Consider the following 20551-nt stretch of genomic DNA (forward strand, 5'->3'; position numbering starts at 1 on the left):
TCCGTAGCTTCTTTAGACTTTTTCTATCTGAATCAGATTCGTGTGCTGAGGATTCCCTTTCGCCAGCGGCGACGGACGTTGGGTCGTCAGCGTGTTCATACAGGCGCCGTGGTCAACACGATCGCCGCTCATATTGGCCTGATGCCATGCACCCTGCCCCATGGCCACCACGCCGGGGATAATGCGCGGTGTGACTTTCGCCGCTACGCGGACTTCTCCGCGATCGTTAAAGACTTTCACTTTGTCGCCGTTTTGAATGCCACGGGTTTTGGCGTCCAGCGGGTTAATCCAGACTTCCTGACGACAGGCTGCCTGCAACACGTCGATGTTGCCGTAGGTGGAGTGGGTACGCGCTTTATAGTGAAAGCCAAACATCTGTAAAGGAAACTGACTGCGTTTGGGGTCATCCCAGCCTTCAAAGGTGGAGGCATAGACCGGCAACGGACTGATAGTTTCGTCTTTTTGCAGTTCCCATTCGCCGGCAATCTGAGCCAGTGCGGAAGAGTAAATTTCGATTTTTCCTGACGGCGTTTTCAGCGGATTGGCCAGCGGATCCTGTCTGAACTTTTTGTATGCCACGAAATGCCCGGCAGGATCTTTACGCTTATAAATCCCCATCTCGCGCAGTTCTTCGTAGGCAGGCAGAGCCGGATCTTTGACCCGCATTTTGGCGTAGAGGTATTGCAGCCACTCGCGCTGAGTTCGACATTCGGTGAACTTGTCGTAAACCTCAGGCCCGAGACGTCGCGCCACTTCGCTCATCACCTCGTAGATGCCTTTGCGCGCAAACTTCGCGGATGACGCAGGCTGGATGAAAATGAGGTAGCCCATGTTCCCGGCGTAATCATTCGGGATGATGTCTTCCTGTTCGACCGTCATCAGGTCAGGCAACAGAATGTCGGCATATTTAGCAGACGAGGTCATGAAGTTTTCGAGCACGACGATCATTTCGCACTGTGTATCGTCCTGCAAAATATCGTGGGTTTTATTGATGTCAGAATGCTGGTTGGTAATGGTGTTACCGGCGTAATTCCAGATGAACTTAATAGGTACGTCCAGCTTGTCTTTACCACGCACGCCGTCGGCTTTGGCCGTCATTTCCGCGCCGCGTGCGATAGCATCAGTCCAGCTGAAACAGGAGATCTGCGTTTCCACCGGATTTTCCAGCACCGGCATACGTTCGATGGTAATCGTGTACGTTGATTCACGTGCGCCGCTGTTACCGCCGTTAATACCTACGTTACCGGTTAAAATCGGCAACATGGCGATGGCGCGCGAGGTCAGCTCGCCGTTGGCCTGACGCTGCGGCCCCCAGCCTTGAGAAATGTACGCTGGTTTGGCCTGCCCGATTTCCCGTGCCAGTTTGACGATGCGATCTGCCGGAATACCGGTGATGCGTGAAGCCCACTCCGGCGTCTTCGCTGTTGCATCCGCGCCCTGCCCGAGGATATAAGCTTTGTAATGACCGTTGGCTGGCGCACCCGCTGGCAACGTTTTTTCGTCGTAGCCCACACAGTACGTATCCAGAAAAGCCTGATCGACCATGTTTTCGCAAATCAACACGTGCGCGAGGCCTGCGACCAGCGCGGCATCAGTACCGGGACGAATCGGGATCCACTCATCTTCGCGACCCGCTGCGGTATCGGTATAGCGGGGATCGATGACGATCATTCTTGCATTCGAGCGCTCGCGGGCCTGTTCGAGATAGTAAGTAATGCCGCCGCCGCTCATCCGCGTTTCGGCCGGATTGTTACCAAAGAGCACTACCAGCTTGCTGTTTTCGATATCAGACGTGCTGTTGCCGTCGTTGCTTCCATAGGTATATGGCATGGCGCAGGCAATTTGCGCGGTGCTGTAGGTGCCGTAATGGCTGAGGAAACCGCCGTAGCAGTTCATCAGACGGGCGACCAACGAGGCGTAAGGCGAAGAGCGGGTGATATTGCCACCGACCACGCCGGAGGTGTAATTGATGTACACCGCTTCGTTGCCATATTTGGCCACGATCCGCTTCAGATTATCAGCGATAGCATCGAAGGCCTCATCCCAGCTGATGGTTTTGAATTTCCCTTCACCGCGCTTGCCCACGCGTTTCATCGGATAGTTCAGCCGTTCCGGATGATTCATGCGGCGTCGCATTGAACGCCCACGCAGACAGGCGCGGACCTGGTGATTACCATAGACATCGTCGCCAGTGTTGTCGGTTTCGACCCAATACACTTCATCATCACGCACGTGCATACGTAATGCGCAGCGGCTGCCACAGTTTACCGAACACGCGCCCCAGACCACTTTATCTTCAGGCACTGATTGCTTTGCGTCACCTACGGCAGCGGCCAGTGCCGTACGGCCAAAGGGCAGCGAGAGGCCGCCCGCTGCGATTGCCAGACCGGCCAGCGTCGAGGTTTTCATCAACGTCCGGCGGCTGAGTCCGCATTGTTTAGCAGCGATTTCTGGTTTGATTTCCGACATATTTCCGCTCCGGTAAGTGACTCCGTCATCCGTACCAGCGTTCACCGGCGTCATCAGACATTGACGAAGAGTTGAGCGGGCAGATTTGCGCAGGACTGGGAGTATTCACTTACCCACTCAGAATGCATGGATATTACTCACGATGGGGTAGGAAACTTTGTTTGCTATCAAAAAAGGAGGGATTGGCTGGGAGGTAACAGTGGAATCATCGTGCAGCGCACGGTTTAAGCCATAAAAAAAGCGCCCTGAGGCGCTTTTTCGCTATGTTATAGAATACATAACGGGATTAGCCGATATATTCTAAACCGCCCATGTAAGGACGCAGTACTTCAGGCACTTCGATACGACCGTCTGCGAGCTGGTAGTTTTCCAGCACAGCAACCAGAGTACGGCCAACAGCCAGACCGGAACCGTTCAGGGTATGAACCAGACGCGGTTTTTTCTCGGTTTTGCTGCGACAACGCGCCTGCATACGACGTGCCTGGAAATCCCACATGTTTGAGCATGAAGAGATTTCACGGTACGTATCCTGCGCTGGCAACCATACTTCCAGATCGTAGGTTTTACTTGAACCAAAGCCCATATCGCCCGTACAAAGCAGCATTTTGCGATACGGAAGATTCAGCAACTGAAGCACTTTCTCTGCATGGCCGGTCAGTTCTTCCAGCGCCTGCATGGAATCTTCCGGGCGAACAATCTGTACCATCTCGACTTTATCGAACTGGTGCATACGGATCAGGCCACGGGTATCACGACCATAAGAACCGGCTTCGGAACGGAAGCATGGCGTATGTGCAGTCATCTTCAGTGGCAGCGATTCTTCTTCAAGAATTTCGTCACGCACCAGATTGGTCAGCGGTACTTCAGCCGTTGGGATCAGCGCATAGTTACTGCTGCCCGCTTCTTCGTCCAAAGGCTTGGTGTGGAACAAATCTTCACCAAACTTCGGTAACTGGCCTGTGCCGTACAGCGTCTCATGGTTGACCAGGTAAGGAACGTACGCTTCCAGATAACCGTGCTGTTCGGTATGCAGATCCAACATGAACTGGGAAAGCGCGCGGTGCATGCGGGCGATTTGCCCTTTCATCACCACAAAGCGTGAACCCGTCAGTTTTACCGCAGCCGCGAAATCCAGACCGCCAGCCATTTCGCCCAACGAAACATGATCGCGTACGTCAAAATCGTACTGACGTGGGGTTCCCCAACGGCTCACTTCAAGGTTGTCGTTTTCGTCTTTACCGGCAGGTACGGAATCATCTGGCAGGTTAGGAATGGCGGAAGCAATATCCCGGATTTCATTTTGCAATGCGTCCAGTTCAGCTTTCGCTGCATCCAATTTCTCACCCAGCGTAGTCACTTCCTGACGCAGGGGTTCGATGTCTTCGCCACGGGCTTTAGCCTGACCGATAGTTTTCGATCGTGCGTTACGTTCAGCCTGGAGAGTTTCCGTTTCTACCTGCAAGACTTTGCGGCGCTCTTCCTGAGAACGCAGCTTTTCCACATCGAGTTTAAAACCTCTGCGAGCGAGTTTTTCTGCAACTGCGTCTAGCTCATTACGCAGCAGATTGGGATCGAGCATGCTAATCCTGTACGTGTCGTTATTGAATGTTAATTTGATGATGCACGCGGCTTTAAAAGGCAGCGTGTCAAAGAGTTATCAAGGTAACCTTACCGCAACGATAAAGTTAGCGGTAGCGTTTTGTCGGGCTATTTTGATCTTGTTCAGCAAGCCATGCCAGCTTTTCGCCGATCTTCCCTTCAAGGCCACGCGCGGTGGGATAATAATACTGGGTACGGGCCATTTCCGGCGGAAAATAATCTTCTCCGGCAGCGTAAGCATTCGGTTCATCGTGTGCATAGCGATACTCGGCACCCAACCCCATTTCTTTCATGAGTTTGGTCGGCGCATTGCGTAAATGCTCCGGCACGTCGAAATCGGATTTCTCGCGAGCATCGCGCATCGCCGCTTTAAATGCGCTGTAGACCGCATTACTTTTCGGCGCGCAGGCCAGATACACGATAGCCTGAGCAATCGCCCGCTCACCTTCCGCCGGTCCGACGCGGGTGAAACAGTCCCACGCAGCAATCGCCACCTGCATACCGCGCGGATCGGCATTGCCGACATCTTCTGAAGCAATCGCCAGTAATCGGCGTGCGACATACAGCGGATCGCCACCGGCGGTAATAATACGAGCGTACCAGTACAGCGCTGCGTCAGGGGATGAACCACGTACCGACTTGTGCAGCGCGGAGATTAAATCGTAGAAGCGGTCGCCTTTATTATCGAAACGCGCGCTGCGTTCACCGGCAATTTCAGTCAGCAGTTCCGGCGTTAATGTGCGAAATCCCTTGGCGTCGATTTCAGCCATATCCGCCATCATTTCAATACTGTTCAGCGCACGGCGGGCATCGCCATTGACCAGCTCGGACAGCATACGACGCGTTTCTGGCGGGACACGGATTTTTTCATTGGCGTAGCCACGCTCTGCATTGGTCAGCGCCTGATCGATGACTTTTTCGATATCTTCAGCCGTCAGCGATTTGAGCAGATAAACGCGGGCGCGGGACAACAATGCGGAGTTGAGTTCGAATGAAGGATTTTCGGTGGTCGCACCAATAAACGTAATGGTGCCATCTTCGATGTGCGGCAGAAATGCGTCCTGCTGACTTTTGTTGAAGCGATGGACTTCGTCCACAAAAAGAATGGTACGACGCCCGGCATCGCGGTTTTGCCGGGCGCGTTCAATTGCTTCACGGATCTCTTTGATACCTGAGGTGACCGCCGAAATACGCTCAACATCGGCATTGGCATAGCGGCCAATCAGTTCTGCCAGCGTCGTTTTCCCGGTGCCCGGCGGCCCCCACAAAATCATCGAATGCAGCTGCCCTGCTTCAATCGCACGTGGCAAAGGCTTGCCCGGCGCTAAAAGATGCTGCTGACCGATATATTCTGCAAGAGTGACTGGCCGCATTCTGGCGGCCAGTGGCTGAAATTCATTATGGGAAAAATCGAGTGACATATTACTCAAAGGGACCTCACTGACGCTGGTCGTCCACCGTCACACCCTGTGGTGGCGTAAATTTAAATTTAGCATCGTCAACCGACGCGTTTTGCTCGCCTTTAAGTGCATAAGCACTTTTTTGGCCATCCTGCTCAATCGCAGAGAAGCTCTTGATAGTGCCGGCTGGCGTAACATTGATGGTGAACTGTTTCAGATTACCGGTAGCGGCTTTCGGCGTTAATTCGAAGTCATCGCCTTTCTGCTTCACGTTATATTTTGCCCAGTCACTGCTGTCGTTACGCGTGATCAGCATGAACGGCGTGTTACCGGTGGCATTTTTCAGCCAGGTCGCCGTGACTTGCTCAACAAACGGGTTGTAGAACCACAGAGTTTTGCCGTCGGAAACCAGAATGCTTTCATCCGGCGTGGTCATGTGCCAGTTGAACAGATTTGGACGTTTCACCCACAGCTGGCCTTCGCCCTGCTGAACGGCAGCACCGTCGTCACTGGTGACGGTCTGAGTAAAGCTCGCATGGAAAGTATTCAGTTTACCCAGGCGGGATTTGAGATCGCTGCTGGCGTCCGCTAAAACGGAAGCGGAGGTAAATGCAGTCAGTAAACACCCTACCATTAACAGTTTTTTCATTTTTATAATTACCTCAGAAATCCATAAACTTCAGACGATGCCTTTCACACAGGCAAAAGACGTATGGTGCGAACTCTATCCGAGGCTGGACGCCAGCGGTAGCTCAATCATCTGAAAAAACACTGTTTTACGCATCTTTGCACAAGGGCCGCATTCGCGACCCTTCTTAATAACAAATGTGCAAATCAGTCGTCACTTACTCGTGAGAAGGAGGTGCCAGTACTTCCCGGTTGCCATTATGGCCCGGCGTGCTGACAATCCCCTGCGCTTCCATCTGTTCAACGATACGCGCTGCGCGGTTGTAACCGATGCGGAACTGTCGCTGTACGCCGGAGATTGACGCACGACGTTTATCAACGACGAACGCCACCGCCTGATCGAACAACGCATCCAGCTCTTCATCATCCCCCAATCCCAGCCCGCCGCCTTCACCATCTTCGCCACCAGAAAGGATACTTTCGATGTACTTCGGACGACCACGCGCTTTCCAGTCTTGCACAACAGCATGCACTTCCTGATCGCGCACAAACGCCCCGTGAACACGCACAGGAATCGAGGAGTTAGGCGCCATATACAGCATATCCCCCATACCCAGCAGAGATTCGGCACCGCCCTGATCGAGGATCGTGCGGGAGTCAATTTTGCTCGACACGGTAAATGCAATTCGCGTCGGAATGTTGGCTTTAATCAGGCCGGTGATAACGTCAACAGACGGACGCTGCGTCGCCAGTACAAGGTGGATCCCTGCTGCACGGGCTTTCTGCGCCAGTCGTGCAATCAGCTCTTCCACCTTTTTACCAACGGTCATCATCAGGTCAGCAAACTCATCCACCAGCACGACGATAAACGGTTCTTTACCGAGGAATGGCGGTTCTGCCGCCATGCCATCGCCCGGCTTCCAGAACGGATCGGGAATCGGACGGCCCATGGCTTCCGCTTCCTGAATACGTTCGTTGTACCCAGCCAGATTACGTACTCCCAGCGCCGACATCAGCTTATAGCGACGTTCCATTTCACCCACACACCAGCGCAGCGCATTGGCGGCGTCTTTCATGTCGGTAACCACTTCGGTCAGCAGATGTGGAATGCCTTCGTATACCGATAACTCGAGCATTTTCGGGTCGATCATGATGAAGCGCACTTCTTCAGGCGTCGCTTTATAGAGCATGCTGAGGATCATGGCGTTCACCCCCACCGACTTACCGGAACCGGTTGTACCGGCCACCAGCAGGTGCGGCATTTTCGCCAGATCGGCCACCACAGGCTCGCCGGAAATATCTTTACCCAGCACAATAGTCAGCGGTGAAGGACTGTCTTTAAACTTCGCGCAGTCCAGCACTTCTCGCAGATACACGGTCTGACGCTTCTTGTTCGGTAACTCGAGGCCCACATAAGGTTTGCCCGGAATAACTTCTACAACGCGAACCGCAACGGCGGACAACGAACGGGCAAGGTCGCGCGACAGGTTTGAAATACGCGCCGCTTTGACACCCGGCGCCAGATCCAACTCGAAACGGGTGATGACCGGCCCCGGCAGTTTACCGACTACGTCGGCTTTGATGCGGTAATCGTTCAGACGCGCTTCAATCAGATTGCCCATTTGCTCAAGCGCGAACTCATCCACAGGCTCAGCTTCAGCCGGTGGTGAAGTCAGTAAGTCCAGCGAAGGTAATGGCGTGGTTGGTTTCACCAACGGTTGTTCATGACGCATCAGGAACGGATGGATCAGACTGTCCATATCCGGTTTAGCCGGTGAAGGCGCCTGACGTGGCGCTTCATATTCCTGCGCGTGTTGCACAGGCTGAGGAGACTGCGGACGCTGATACGTTTGTTGCGCAAATTCTGCAGGCTGCGGTTCTTCCTCTGCCTGAGCAGGTAACGTAAACAGCGGTTCGCTTGGCGTGTCATCCACCAGATCGGCCATCGGTGAGAAGCTAAACGCATCGTGCTGACTGAGTTTCATGGCCGCAGCAGCGAAATCATCGGCCCCTGAGGTCTGCGCGTCCACCTGCGGACTTTGCGAATGATGATGCTGAACCACACCACTGTGCGGCTCAACGTCCTGCTGATAGCGTGACTGCTCGCGCGCCGCAAAGGCATTACGCAATTCGGCTTCCTGCAAGGCGGCTTCGTCGTCAGGCTCTTCCTGGGTGACAGACTCACCATAACGCTGGTGCTGCTGATCAGAGAACGCCTGACGCAATGCGGCTTCTTGCATCGCTTCTTCATCCGCCTGAGCCTGTTCATCCAGATAAACAGGTTGCACAGAGGCGTTCTGCTGGGACGCGCTTTGTTCCTGTTCCTGCTGTTCAGCCAGTCGCTGAGAAGGTAATTTAATCCCATAGGAGGCCAGCTCACGACGGGTCGGAATGCGCACCGGATTCGGCCTTGGTAATTCCGGGCCAAAACCTTTTTTGATCTGCGGATTTTCATCACTGACTGCGCTGAACGCAGGCATGAAAGTGTTACCCGCAGAAGACGCGGCGGACTGCCCCGCTTGCGCCAGACCCGTTGCCAGCGCAGCGGTCGCTGCCACACTTGCCGCGTGCGCGCTGTCAGGCGTCGGAGAACTGAAATCAAACGGTGAACGCGAAGTGTGTTCTGCCGCTGTCTGCCAGTTACCCATACGCGGGCCGTCTTCATCATTATGCTCAGCCCGCACCGGTGAAGGTGACTGCTGAACAGGCTGAGGATGTCGCGGTACCGGCGTTTCTTCAGGAATTTCGAAACTGTATAACGGTGGTGCTGCCGGTTCAGGTGCCGATGGCGGTGGCGCAATGTTCGCTACCGGCGGCTCTGCCGCGTAAGGATCGACGACGCCCGCAGGCGCTACCGGTGCAGATTCAGCAACAACCGCTGCCGCAGGTTGAGCCGCGGGCTGATGAACTGACGGCGCAGAGAGCAGCACATCATCTTCATCAACGTCAGATGGCGCAGCGTCGGCCGTTGACGCCAATGCGGCTGTCGTTGCAGCTGCGGCAACCGGTGCTACTTTCGCAACCGGTTTCTCAGCATCATCTTCCAGCAACGGATCATCATGCTCATCGTAGTCGTCGTAATCATCATCACGTCGGGAACGGTTGGTCACAATGTTGGTCACGCCAAGCACTGCCCCACCAATCTTTTCTGCGATGGTTAGCCACGACCAGCCGGTAAACAGCGTCAGACCCGCAGCCCAGACACAGAGCAGGACCAGCGTGGCGCCGACGTTATTAAAGTAAGGTGTCATCGCCGTGCTTAGCAAGCTGCCGATCACCCCGCCGGAGGCGAAGTAATAGAGGTCATCGATATTGACCGACGCCAGCCCACAAGACGTGACAATGAGCGCCAGCGTCCCGATAAGACGCAGCGACCAGGCGAAATAGTCGATAAAATCCTGATTATCGCGCTGACGGAAAGCCGCCCAGCACAGACACAGGATAATTGGAGGAATTGCGTAACCAAATACGCCAAATATGAAGAACAACGTATCGGCCATCCAGGCCCCAACGCCACCACCCCAGTTATGAATAGGACCATGCCAGGCGGTTTGAGACCAGCTGGGATCCGAGGGGTTAAAACTCACCAATGCTGCCATCAAGTACGCAGCAAAAATCGCTACCACAACCAGCAAAGCCTCCAGAATACGGCGGCCGTTGCTCAGTCTTTTCAGGGTAACGTCTTTATCTTCTGTATATTCCTGGCTCAAGAAAGGCTCTCCAGGTTCCTGTGAACTGAGAAAAAGCAACAGCGCCGAGAGTTGACCCCGGCGCCATAGCTGTATAGATACACAGGAGTGTAGCTAAAAAAACAAGGTTTTGCACCTGACAATTACCGGGTCTTAATGACCAGGCGATTTGTCTGTTTCACTTCTTCCATTACCACATAGGTACGGGTGTCGTTCACACCTGGAAGACGAAGTAATGTCTCACCTAACAGCTTACGGTAAGCAGACATATCCGGTACGCGGGTTTTCAACAGGTAGTCGAAATCCCCTGAAACCAAATGACACTCCTGAATATCTTCGAGTTTTTGTACTGCCGCGTTGAACTGCTCAAACACATCTGGCGCACCGCGGTTGAGGGTTATCTCAACAAATACCAGAAGCGATGCATCAAGATAATGCGGGTTAAGCAGTGCGGTATAACCATTAATGAAGCCCTGTCGTTCCAGACGACGAACGCGCTCCAGACATGGTGTTGGCGATAATCCCACACGTTTGGAAAGCTCGACGTTTGAAATCCGGCCATCCTTTTGAAGTTCGTTGAGGATGTTACGGTCAATACGGTCGAGATCTTTTCCCGGACGTTTTTTGTTGTCTACCATTATTATTGTCTCTCTGCTGTCCTTCCCTGCACCTGCCTACCCCAGCCAACTTCAATGTCTAAGGGTTGTCCCAAGCGAAGACCCGATTATTAAGGTTTACGCATCCAAAAGCCGCGTTGATCCCCTGTCATAAGGAACACGACCAAAACCGGACACTCAAAAGAAATAACCCTGTGGAATTAATAGATTGCGAATTGCCAATCTGATTCACCAAACCCTGCTGCAACAAAAAAATCAAACAGCGGCACCAGAACGGGTCGGGTAGCAGCCATTTGGATAAATTCAAGTCACTGACAGGCAGTTAATTTCTTCTTACCCTGATGTTTTCGCAAATGCACAGCGGATTGTCAAAGTAAAAGAAGCAAAATCAGAAGAACGTGCCAGATTGAAAAGCCAGCGCCCCCTTTTTAGCTATGTTTTCTCTTTGAACAATAACAATTCAGTTCACGCGTTATTTCTGCCAAATCCTTACAACTTACCTTGATATGTGGCTAACTTGACGCGTTGTAGACAACATTCAACATGTCGTATAGCGAAGACATGCTGGTTTTTTATGCTTACCATCAATCAGTTACCTGAGGCATGGTCATGCGCGAAAACCTTTTTACGCGGGTTATGCAGTAAAAACTATCAGACAAATCGCTAACAACATCTGAGTTTACTTTTTTTAACACGCACTTTTCCCTACAATCCCTTTATCGCTAGTCCCCATCGCGGAGATAGATTGCCCATGAGTACGGTTAAACACAGTAAATTATTAATTTTAGGTTCCGGTCCGGCAGGTTACACCGCCGCGGTTTACGCGGCGCGCGCCAACCTGAATCCTGTATTGATTACCGGCGTGGAAAAAGGCGGTCAGCTGACCACCACCACAGAAGTGGAAAACTGGCCGGGTGATCCGGAAGGCCTGACCGGCCCGGCGCTGATGGATCGCATGCATGAGCACGCGACTAAGTTCAACACTGAAATCATTTTCGACCATATCAACAAAGTGGATTTGCAAAACCGTCCGTTCCGCCTCACAGGCGACAGCGGCGAGTACACCTGTGACGCCCTGATTATCGCCACTGGCGCTTCTGCCCGTTACATCGGTCTTCCGTCTGAAGAAGCGTTCAAAGGCCGTGGCGTCTCTGCCTGTGCGACCTGCGACGGCTTCTTCTACCGCAATCAGAAAGTGGCCGTGGTCGGCGGCGGCAATACCGCCGTCGAAGAAGCGCTGTATCTGGCAAACATCGCGTCAGAAGTGCATCTGATCCACCGTCGCGACAGCTTCCGTGCTGAAAAAATTCTGGTTGACCGCCTCAATGATAAAGTCGCCAGTGGCAACATTGTGCTGCATACCCACAAAACGCTGAACGAAGTGCTTGGCGATCAGATGGGTGTCACCGGCGCGAGCCTGATGGACGTGCGTACCGACGAGAAATCTCAGGTAGACGTTGCGGGCGTGTTCATCGCCATCGGCCACAGTCCGAACACCGGCATTTTTGAAGGCCAGCTGGAGCTAAAAGACGGCTATATCAAAGTGCAGTCCGGTTCGCACGGTAATGCCACGCAAACCAGCATTCCCGGCGTCTTTGCTGCGGGCGACGTAATGGACCATATTTACCGCCAGGCAATCACCTCTGCGGGCACCGGCTGTATGGCTGCGCTCGACGCAGAGCGTTATCTGGATGGCTTATCGCAAGCCCCGGATTTGTAATCTCCTTTTCTAACTCTCCTCTCCGATTATCCTGAATAATTCGAGTTGCAGGAAGGCGGCCACAGTGCCGCCTTTATATTTTCAGTTTTTGAACTCAGCATGTAACATGTTCAGCCTCCGAACCGGATAGCTGCGCAGACTGATGCCTGATGAATAAAACACGACAACAAGAACTTATCCGCTGGTTAAAACAACAAAGCTCACGCGCCAAAGGCTGGATCCGTCTGTCTATGATGCTGGGTCTACTTTCGGGTTTACTGATTCTGGCGCAGGCGTGGCTGATGGCCGGTCTGCTGCACAGCCTGATCATCCAGCACCCCCCCCGTGAGGCGTTGCTGCAAAGTTTCCTGCTGATGGCGCTGACCTTTGTGCTGCGCGCCGTGGTGACCTGGCTGCGTGAGCAGGTGGGCTTTATCTGCGGACGCGTGATTCGTCAGGAGATGCGAAAGTTAGTTCTCGACCGTCTGGAAAAACTGGGGCCTGCATGGATCCAGGGCAAACCAGCGGGCAGCTGGGCGAGCATCATTCTGGAACAAATCGAAGATATGCAGGATTACTATGCCCGCTATCTGCCACAAATTGCCCTTGCGGGGATTATCCCGCTGCTGATTCTGGTCAGTATTTTCCCGATTAACTGGGCGGCGGGCATGATCCTGCTGGTCACTGCGCCACTTATTCCGGTGTTTATGGCGCTGGTCGGAATGGGCGCTGCGGATGCCAACCGCCGTAATTTTGTCGCGCTTGCACGTCTGAGCGGCAACTTTCTCGACAGCCTGCGCGGTCTCGATACCCTGCGTTTGTTCCATCGCGGCACGGCGGAAATTGATCAGATCAAACGCTCCACCGAAAGTTTCCGCGCACGTACGATGGATGTCCTGCGTCTGGCCTTTCTCTCTTCAGCCGTACTGGAATTTTTCGCTTCTATTTCTATCGCCGTGGTGGCGGTGTACTTCGGTTTCTCTTATCTCGGCGAACTGAATTTCGGCAGCTACGGCACGCCGGTTACCCTGTTTGCCGGTTTTCTGGTGCTGATCCTCGCGCCAGAGTTTTTCCAGCCGCTGCGTGATTTGGGCGCGTTTTATCACGCCAAAGCGCAGGCGGTGGGTGCTGCGGAAAGTCTGGTGACCTTCCTGACCGCTGAAAGTGCTGAAATGGGCGATGGCGACCAGAGCTGGCCACAGGGACAAAAAGTATCGCTGGAAGCCCGCAACCTCATCATTCAGTCACCGCAGGGTAAAACACTGGCCGGGCCGCTGACCTTTAACCTTCAGGCGGGGCAACGTATTGCGATTGTCGGGCTGAGTGGTGCAGGGAAAAGTTCCCTGTTAAATGCCCTGCTCGGCTTCCTGCCGTATCAGGGATCAATGACCGCAGGCGGCATTGAACTGAAAACCTTACGCAATGACGCGTGGCGCCAACAGCTGAGCTGGGTGGGCCAGAATCCGCATCTGCCGGAACAAACGCTGCGGGCCAATATTCTGCTCAATCAGCCGGACGTCACCGGGCAGCAACTTCAGTCAGCCATTGACCGCGCCTACGTGAGCGAATTTTTACCTCTGCTGCCGCTGGGGTTGGAAACGGAGCTCGGCGACAGTGCCGCGCGTTTGTCAGTCGGTCAGGCCCAGCGGGTGGCCGTGGCCCGCGCCCTGCTCTCGCCATGCGAATTACTGTTGCTGGATGAACCGACCGCCAGCCTCGATGCCCACAGCGAAAAGCGCGTGATGAGCGCACTGAATGAAGCATCAAAAGCGCAGACGTCGATACTGGTCACGCATCAGCTGGAGGACACGCGAGACTACGACGAAATCTGGGTGATGGACCACGGCCAGATTGCTGAACGCGGCACCTATGCGCAGCTGGTTGCTCAGGGCGGACTCTTCGCCAGCCTGTTATCCCAGCGCAGTAAGGAGCTGTAATCATGAAAATTCTTCTGCCTTATCTCGCTTTGTATCGCCGTCACTGGTTCCGGCTGTCTTTGGGTGTGATTCTGGCCATCGTTACGCTGCTGGCCAGCATTGGCCTGCTGACACTCTCTGGCTGGTTCCTCGCGGCCTCTGCGGTCGCCGGTATCGCCGGTTTGTACACGTTCAACTACATGCTGCCCGCCGCGGGTGTGCGCGGTGCGGCGATTTTCCGCACCGCAGGTCGTTACGCTGAACGTCTGGTCAGCCACGACGCGACCTTTCGCGTGCTGGCGCATTTGCGGGTGTTCACTTTCACCAAAATTATGCCGCTGTCGCCGGGCGGTATTGCGCGATTCCGTCAGGCCGATCTCCTGAACCGTCTGGTCGCCGACGTGGATACGCTGGATCACCTGTATCTGCGCGTCATCTCGCCGCTGGTCAGCGCGCTGGTGGTGATTGTTCTGGTGACCTTTGGCCTGAGCTTTCTGGACGTCAAACTCGCACTGACACTCGGGGCGATTATGCTGGTTCTGATGTTGCTTCTGCCGGTGATTTTCTACCGTGCGGGGAAACCTGCCGGACGGGAGCTGACGGCCTTGCGCAGCGATTATCGCACGCAGCTGACCTCATGGTTACAGGGGCAATCCGAGCTGGTGGTATTTGGCGCGCAGCCGCGTTTTCGCCAGCAACTAAATGATATCGAACGCCGCTGGATGTTGCGTCAGCAGCAGCAGGCGAAGCTGACCGGTCTGTCGCAGGCGATGGTGATTGCCGCAGCCGGTCTGACCGTGACGCTGATGTTGTGGCTGGCCGCAGGCGGGATCGGAACAATCGCCCAACCCGGCGCGCTGATTGCGCTGTTCGTGTTTACGCCGCTGGCCGCTTTCGAAGCTCTGGGGCCGGTTGCGGCAGCATTCCAGCATCTCGGGCAAGTTATCGCCTCTGCGCAGCGCGTCAGCCAAATCATCAGTCAGCCTGCCGATGTGACTTTCCCGTCACAAGGCCCGGCTGCCGCTCAACAGGTGAGCCTGTCGCTCACTCACGTGAATTTCACTTATCCGGGGCAGCCGCTGCCGGTACTGAAAAACATTACGCTGGAGATTGCTGCGGGTGAGCACGTTGCCCTGCTCGGCCAGACCGGCTGTGGGAAATCTACTTTGCTGCAATTGCTGACGCGCGGCTGGGATATCAACAGTGGCGCAATGAGCATTAACGGCCATGCAATCGCAGATTATGATGAGGCTACGCTGCGCCAGATGATCACCGTGGTCAGCCAGCGCGTTCACATCTTCAACACCACACTGCGTGAAAACTTGCGCATGGCCTCGCCGCAAAGCTCTGATGAGCAAATTGCCGACGCGCTGAAACAGGTGGATCTGCACGTGCTACTCGAAGGCGAAGGCCTGAATGCCTGGCTGGGCGAAGGCGGACGTCAGCTGTCCGGCGGCGAACAGCGTCGCCTGGGTCTGGCCCGTGCGTTGCTGCATGATGCTCCGCTGTGGTTGCTCGATGAACCGACCGAGGGGCTGGATGCAGAAACGGAACACCATATTTTGGCGCTGTTGCACAAGCATTGTGATAATAAAACGCTACTCTTAGTGACGCACCGTTTACACGGTCTTGATAACCTCGACAGGATTTGCGTGATGGAGGAAGGCGAGATTGTCGAACAAGGCGATCATCAGACGTTAGCCGCCGCACAAGGCCGGTACGCGCGTTTTCTTGCGCGCACCTGAGAGGTCTGTCCCTGAATTATGTGGCGACCCGTGAGTCGCCGGATAAGGAGATCTATGCGGTTAGTTAAGCTCGAGGCCAGTTCTGTTCATTTTCCGGATCCTGATTCTGCATTACAGGATCCCAACGGCCTGCTGGCTATCGGCGGCGACCTCACGTCGCCGCGTCTGCTTTCCGCTTATCAGCACGGGATTTTTCCCTGGTTTGAACCCGGTGAAATGATCCTCTGGTGGTCACCCGACCCGCGGGCTATTTTAGTGCCCGAAGAACGCCATATCAGCCGCAGCTTACAGAAATTTATGCGTAAAATGCCTTTCCGTTTTACGCTCAATCGCTGCTTTGAAAAGGTGATACACGCGTGTGCAATTGAACGGGAAGATGGCACCTGGATCGGACCCCTGGTTCAGCGTGGTTATCAGGAATTGCACGAAGCCGGACACGCCCATTCACTTGAAGTCTGGGAAGGCGATGAGTTGGTTGGCGGTTTGTACGGCGTTTCAGTCGGCAGGCTATTTTGCGGCGAGTCCATGTTTAGCCGCCGTGAAAATGCCTCAAAGTGCGCGCTGATGATGTTTTGCCAACATTTTTCCCGCAATGGTGGAGAACTGATTGACTGTCAGGTGCTCAACCCTCACACTGCGTCGCTGGGTGCGAGAGAGATCCCCCGCCGCCAATTTTTGCAGCAGTTATCCGAACTTTCGCAACGCGCGTTAGCACCGGATTGCTGGTTGCCACAAGACTTATCCCCACATGATGAAGACCTGCCGGTGTTCCCGAAGGATAGGGAATAGGTGCGGTCATGAACCATACTTCTTTACATAATGTGGGTTTTTCGGCATTATCTTGCCGGTTAAAAACTATGGTAGTTAGACCTAGAGGATTCGATGGCCAAAGAAGACAACATTGAAATGCAGGGCACCGTACTTGATACGCTGCCAAACACTATGTTCCGCGTAGAATTAGAAAACGGACACGTAGTTACCGCACACATCTCCGGTAAAATGCGTAAGAACTATATCCGCATCCTGACGGGCGACAAAGTCACTGTAGAGCTGACCCCGTACGACCTGAGCAAAGGCCGCATTGTCTTCCGTAGCCGCTAATAAACGGCTCACTCATCGCTGATTTTCCGGCGATACCTGAGGATACCCTCTTCGCCCTTCCTGCAGTTGCAAGGGCGTTTTGTGGTATCCGCAATTCGGCATTTTGTTTCATTATCCTTTCTGCTTATTCCTCACTAACTCACGTTTCATAAAGAATTTTCAGAAAGAAAAAAGGCGATGTTTTCACATCGCCTTTTGTTTGCCTGAAGCTTTTCAGCTTATCTCAGCAGCGGATCAATGCACCGCGCCTTCCGGCTTTTTCTTCTGCGCACTCATGAAGTGGTAAGTCAGCTTATCGGCTTCCTTATCCAGCGCTACCGACACCGAACCGCCATCCACCAGTGAACCAAACAGCAGCTCGTTGGCGAGAGGTTTTTTCAGGTTTTCCTGCACGATACGTGTCATCGGACGCGCACCCATCGCACGATCGTAACCTTTCACGGTCAGCCAGTCGCGGGCTTCATCGCTGACTTCCAGCGAAACGCCTTTAGCATCCAGTTGCGCCTGCAGTTCGACAATAAATTTGTCGACTACCAGCTGGATAACTTCCGTAGACAGATGGTTGAACCAGATCACGTTGTCCAGACGGTTACGGAATTCTGGCGTAAACACTTTCTTGATCTCTTCCATAGCGTCAGGACTGTTGTCCTGATGAATGAGGCCAATAGATTTACGTTCGGTTTCACGCACACCGGCGTTGGTGGTCATGACCAGAATCACGTTACGGAAATCGGCTTTGCGCCCGTTGTTATCGGTCAGCGTACCGTTGTCCATGACCTGCAACAGCAGGTTGAAGACATCCGGGTGCGCTTTCTCGATTTCATCGAGCAGCACAACGGAGTGAGGATGTTTCAATACCGCATCCGTCAGCAAGCCGCCCTGATCAAAACCGACATAGCCAGGAGGCGCACCGATCAAACGGCTGACCGTGTGACGCTCCATGTATTCGGACATATCAAAACGCAACAGTTCGATATCCAGCGCTTTGGCGAGCTGTACCGTGACTTCGGTTTTACCCACACCGGTAGGACCGGCGAACAGGAACGAACCGACCGGCTTGCGATCCTGACCCAAACCTGCGCGGCTCATTTTGATCGCTTCTGTCAGAGCTTCGATGGCAGGATCCTGCCCGAAGACCAGCATTTTCAGGCGGTCGCCCAGATTTTTCAGCACATCGCGATCGGTCGCAGACACGGTTTTTTCCGGAATGCGGGCGATACGCGCCACCACACTTTCGATATCGCTGACGTTAACGGTTTTCTTGCGTTTGCTGACCGGCATTAACCGGCTGCGCGCGCCCGCTTCATCAATGACGTCGATAGCTTTGTCCGGCAGATGACGGTCATTGATGTACTTGACCGACAACTCCACCGCCGCACGCACCGCTTTCGCGGTATAGCGGACATCATGGTGCGCTTCATATTTGGTTTTCAGGCCATTGATGATCTGCACGGTTTCTTCGACGGTTGGCTCAACAATATCGATTTTCTGGAAGCGACGCGCCAGAGCACGGTCTTTCTCGAAGATATTGCTAAATTCCTGATACGTCGTGGAACCAATCACCCGGATCTTGCCGCTCGACAGCAACGGTTTGATGAGGTTTGCCGCATCCACCTGACCGCCGGACGCCGCACCGGCACCGATAATCGTATGGATTTCATCAATAAACAGGATGCTGTTCTTATCCTGCTCCAGTTGTTTCAGCAGTGATTTGAAACGTTTTTCGAAATCACCGCGGTACTTGGTGCCCGCCAGCAAAGAGCCGATATCAAGAGAATACAGAGTGCAGTCGGCCATCACTTCCGGCACGTCGCCCTGCTCGATTCGCCATGCAAGACCTTCAGCAATCGCGGTTTTCCCGACGCCGGATTCGCCCACCAGAAGCGGGTTGTTTTTGCGGCGACGGCAGAGCACCTGAATGGCGCGCTCCAGTTCTTTGTCACGGCCAATCAGCGGATCAATGCCACCAACACGCGCTAACTGGTTAAGATTAGTGGTGAAGTTCTCCATACGATCTTCCCCCGCCGACTGCTCTTCGTTAACTGGGTTTTCCGCATTGTTTGGCGCCTGGCTGCCCGATTCATCTTTACGGGTGCCGTGCGAAATAAAGTTCACCACATCAAGGCGGCTGACATCATGTTTGCGCAGGAGATAGGCGGCCTGAGATTCCTGTTCGCTGAAAATCGCGACCAGTACATTAGCGCCGGACACTTCGCTGCGGCCAGAAGATTGCACATGGAATACCGCACGTTGCAGAACGCGCTGGAAACTCAGCGTAGGCTGGGTGTCACGTTCCTCTTCACTGGCAGGTAAGGTGGGTGTGGTTTGCTCGATGAAGGCTTCCAGTTCCTGGCGTAATGCCACCAGATCAACTGTACAAGCTTCAAGCGCTTCACGGGCAGCAGGGTTGCTGAGCAACGCCAGCAACAGGTGCTCCACGGTCATAAACTCATGCCGGTGCTCACGGGCTCTTGCGAAAGCCATGTTGAGACTGAGTTCAAGTTCTTGATTGAGCATAGGCACCTCCCAAATAGATTGCCTTAATCAGGCTTTTTCCAGCGTACACAGCAACGGATGCTCATTCTCCTTGGCGTACTCATTTACGTGTGCGACCTTGGTTTCGGCGACTTCGGCGGTATAAACGCCGCATATCGCTTTGCCTCTATAGTGCACCTGGAGCATCAGTTGCGTTGCACGTTCAATATCATAAGAAAAGAACTTTTGCAGAACGTCAATCACAAATTCCATTGGAGTGTAATCGTCGTTGTTTAATATAACTTTATACATAGATGGCGGTTTTACCTCATCCTTTTGCTTATTCGCCGTCAAATGTTCAAAATTTAGCCAGTCTTGTTTGTCGCCCATTGCCTGCTCATCACCTGTAAAGATCGTATTGGATGCTAAATACCTGACGTGAAAGCGTTCTGCGGGGCTTCACCAGGTTATTTCCCCATTTTACCATCTCTTGCATCACAGCGCCGCTGCACAAAATGTCCTCTTTGCCATCAGCCCCGCGGGCATAAATTTAACAAAATATGCCAATAGCGTTACCTGCTTCAAAGTTTGGTTATCTGATCCCTGATGACAAATGCCGTTCCCTTGATCTCTAACCCGATTCCACTAGAGTGTAAATTCGTGAGTTGGACGTCTTTTGAGCAGGTTTTTATCCGCCGCGTTCTCGCCCTCCCGCTCATTCAACTGGCTTTAAAACTCTTTACTACACTACCAGCCGAGTCATAAGAGGGATGAAGAAGCATGCTGACGGGTACTGTTAAATGGTTCAATAATGCTAAAGGCTTTGGCTTCATCTGCCCGCAAAATGGCGGTGAAGACATTTTTGCCCACTACTCCACGATTCAGATGGAGGGCTACCGGACGTTAAAGGCAGGCCAGCAGGTCAACTTTGATGTTCATGAAGGCCCAAAGGGGAATCATGCCAGCCTCATTATTCCAGTGGAAAGTGAAGTGGTCGCCTGACCGGTTCTCTTTTGTCCGAACGATTAAAAGCCAATGCCGGTCACTCACTGACTGGCATTTTTTATTTATGGGGGAGAATGCCTCAGGCTTCAAGTCCTCGGTGCAAATTAAAGTACATTTTTTAGACACCGATTGCTAAGACACGACACAAAACAAATTAAATCTAAACACAATCTCAACAAATCGCGTTCATTCCCTTCATAATTTTCCCC

At 53.5% G+C, this 20551-nt stretch carries 14 protein-coding genes; 6 read left to right on the forward strand and 8 right to left on the reverse strand.

The features are described 5' to 3' along the window. Positions 1 to 12: 12 nt before the first annotated feature. The 6 genes from ynfE to lrp all read right to left on the reverse strand — a co-directional run bounded on the left by ynfE (position 13) and on the right by lrp (position 10422). A complete protein-coding gene (ynfE, locus tag TU92_RS09040) occupies positions 13 to 2469 on the reverse strand; it encodes a selenate/tellurate reductase subunit YnfE (protein ID WP_112166381.1) in 2457 nt (818 codons plus the stop codon). A 286-nt stretch (positions 2470 to 2755) separates the two neighbouring features. Continuing rightward, on the reverse strand, positions 2756 to 4048 hold the full coding sequence (serS, locus tag TU92_RS09045) for a serine--tRNA ligase (RefSeq protein WP_112166383.1): 1293 nt from the start codon (positions 4046 to 4048) through the stop codon (positions 2756 to 2758). Between the two features lie 106 nt (positions 4049 to 4154). Further along, entirely contained in the window at positions 4155 to 5498 is a 1344-nt protein-coding gene (locus TU92_RS09050) for a replication-associated recombination protein A (RefSeq protein WP_112166385.1), read from the reverse strand. A gap of 7 nt (positions 5499 to 5505) precedes the next feature. Beyond that, a complete protein-coding gene (lolA, locus tag TU92_RS09055; protein ID WP_112166387.1) occupies positions 5506 to 6117 on the reverse strand; it encodes an outer membrane lipoprotein periplasmic chaperone LolA in 612 nt (203 codons plus the stop codon). A gap of 196 nt (positions 6118 to 6313) precedes the next feature. Continuing rightward, positions 6314 to 9805 (reverse strand): DNA translocase FtsK 4TM domain-containing protein, encoded by a 3492-nt coding sequence (locus tag TU92_RS09060; RefSeq protein ID WP_112166390.1) that lies wholly within the window; start codon positions 9803 to 9805, stop codon positions 6314 to 6316. Between the two features lie 122 nt (positions 9806 to 9927). Then, positions 9928 to 10422: a leucine-responsive transcriptional regulator Lrp gene (gene lrp / locus TU92_RS09065; protein WP_013574775.1), complete on the reverse strand. Its 495-nt coding sequence runs from the start codon at positions 10420 to 10422 to the stop codon at positions 9928 to 9930. 730 nt (positions 10423 to 11152) lie between these two features. On the opposite strand from lrp, the gene trxB reads away from it, so the two are divergent. The 5 genes from trxB to infA all read left to right on the forward strand — a co-directional run bounded on the left by trxB (position 11153) and on the right by infA (position 16862). Next, a complete protein-coding gene (gene trxB, locus TU92_RS09070; RefSeq protein WP_112166392.1) occupies positions 11153 to 12121 on the forward strand; it encodes a thioredoxin-disulfide reductase in 969 nt (322 codons plus the stop codon). A 149-nt stretch (positions 12122 to 12270) separates the two neighbouring features. Further along, positions 12271 to 14037 carry a heme ABC transporter permease/ATP-binding protein CydD gene (cydD, locus tag TU92_RS09075; protein WP_112166394.1) on the forward strand — a complete coding sequence of 589 codons (1767 nt, stop codon included), beginning with the start codon at positions 12271 to 12273 and terminating at the stop codon, positions 14035 to 14037. Between the two features lie 2 nt (positions 14038 to 14039). Further along, positions 14040 to 15761, forward strand: coding sequence for a heme ABC transporter ATP-binding protein/permease CydC (cydC, locus tag TU92_RS09080; RefSeq protein WP_112166396.1), 1722 nt, complete (start codon positions 14040 to 14042; stop codon positions 15759 to 15761). Positions 15762 to 15815: 54 nt separating this feature from the next. Beyond that, positions 15816 to 16550, forward strand: coding sequence for a leucyl/phenylalanyl-tRNA--protein transferase (gene aat, locus TU92_RS09085; protein ID WP_112166398.1), 735 nt, complete (start codon positions 15816 to 15818; stop codon positions 16548 to 16550). A gap of 93 nt (positions 16551 to 16643) precedes the next feature. Continuing rightward, entirely contained in the window at positions 16644 to 16862 is a 219-nt protein-coding gene (infA, locus tag TU92_RS09090) for a translation initiation factor IF-1 (RefSeq protein WP_002211347.1), read from the forward strand. Between the two features lie 234 nt (positions 16863 to 17096). Here infA and clpA read toward each other — a convergent pair whose 3' ends face one another. Both clpA and clpS read right to left on the reverse strand, forming a co-directional pair. Then, entirely contained in the window at positions 17097 to 19379 is a 2283-nt protein-coding gene (gene clpA, locus TU92_RS09095) for an ATP-dependent Clp protease ATP-binding subunit ClpA (protein ID WP_112166400.1), read from the reverse strand. A 27-nt stretch (positions 19380 to 19406) separates the two neighbouring features. Continuing rightward, the gene (clpS, locus tag TU92_RS09100; RefSeq protein WP_056769226.1) at positions 19407 to 19727 is read right to left on the reverse strand and encodes an ATP-dependent Clp protease adapter ClpS; all 321 of its coding nucleotides are present in this window, start codon (positions 19725 to 19727) and stop codon (positions 19407 to 19409) included. 390 nt (positions 19728 to 20117) lie between these two features. Here clpS and cspD point away from each other — a divergent pair, with 390 nt between their 5' ends. Next, a complete protein-coding gene (gene cspD / locus TU92_RS09105; RefSeq protein ID WP_112166402.1) occupies positions 20118 to 20339 on the forward strand; it encodes a cold shock-like protein CspD in 222 nt (73 codons plus the stop codon). The last annotated feature ends 212 nt before the right edge of the window (positions 20340 to 20551 follow it).

Source organism: Rahnella inusitata, from assembly GCF_003263515.1.
GTDB lineage: Bacteria > Pseudomonadota > Gammaproteobacteria > Enterobacterales > Enterobacteriaceae > Rahnella > Rahnella inusitata.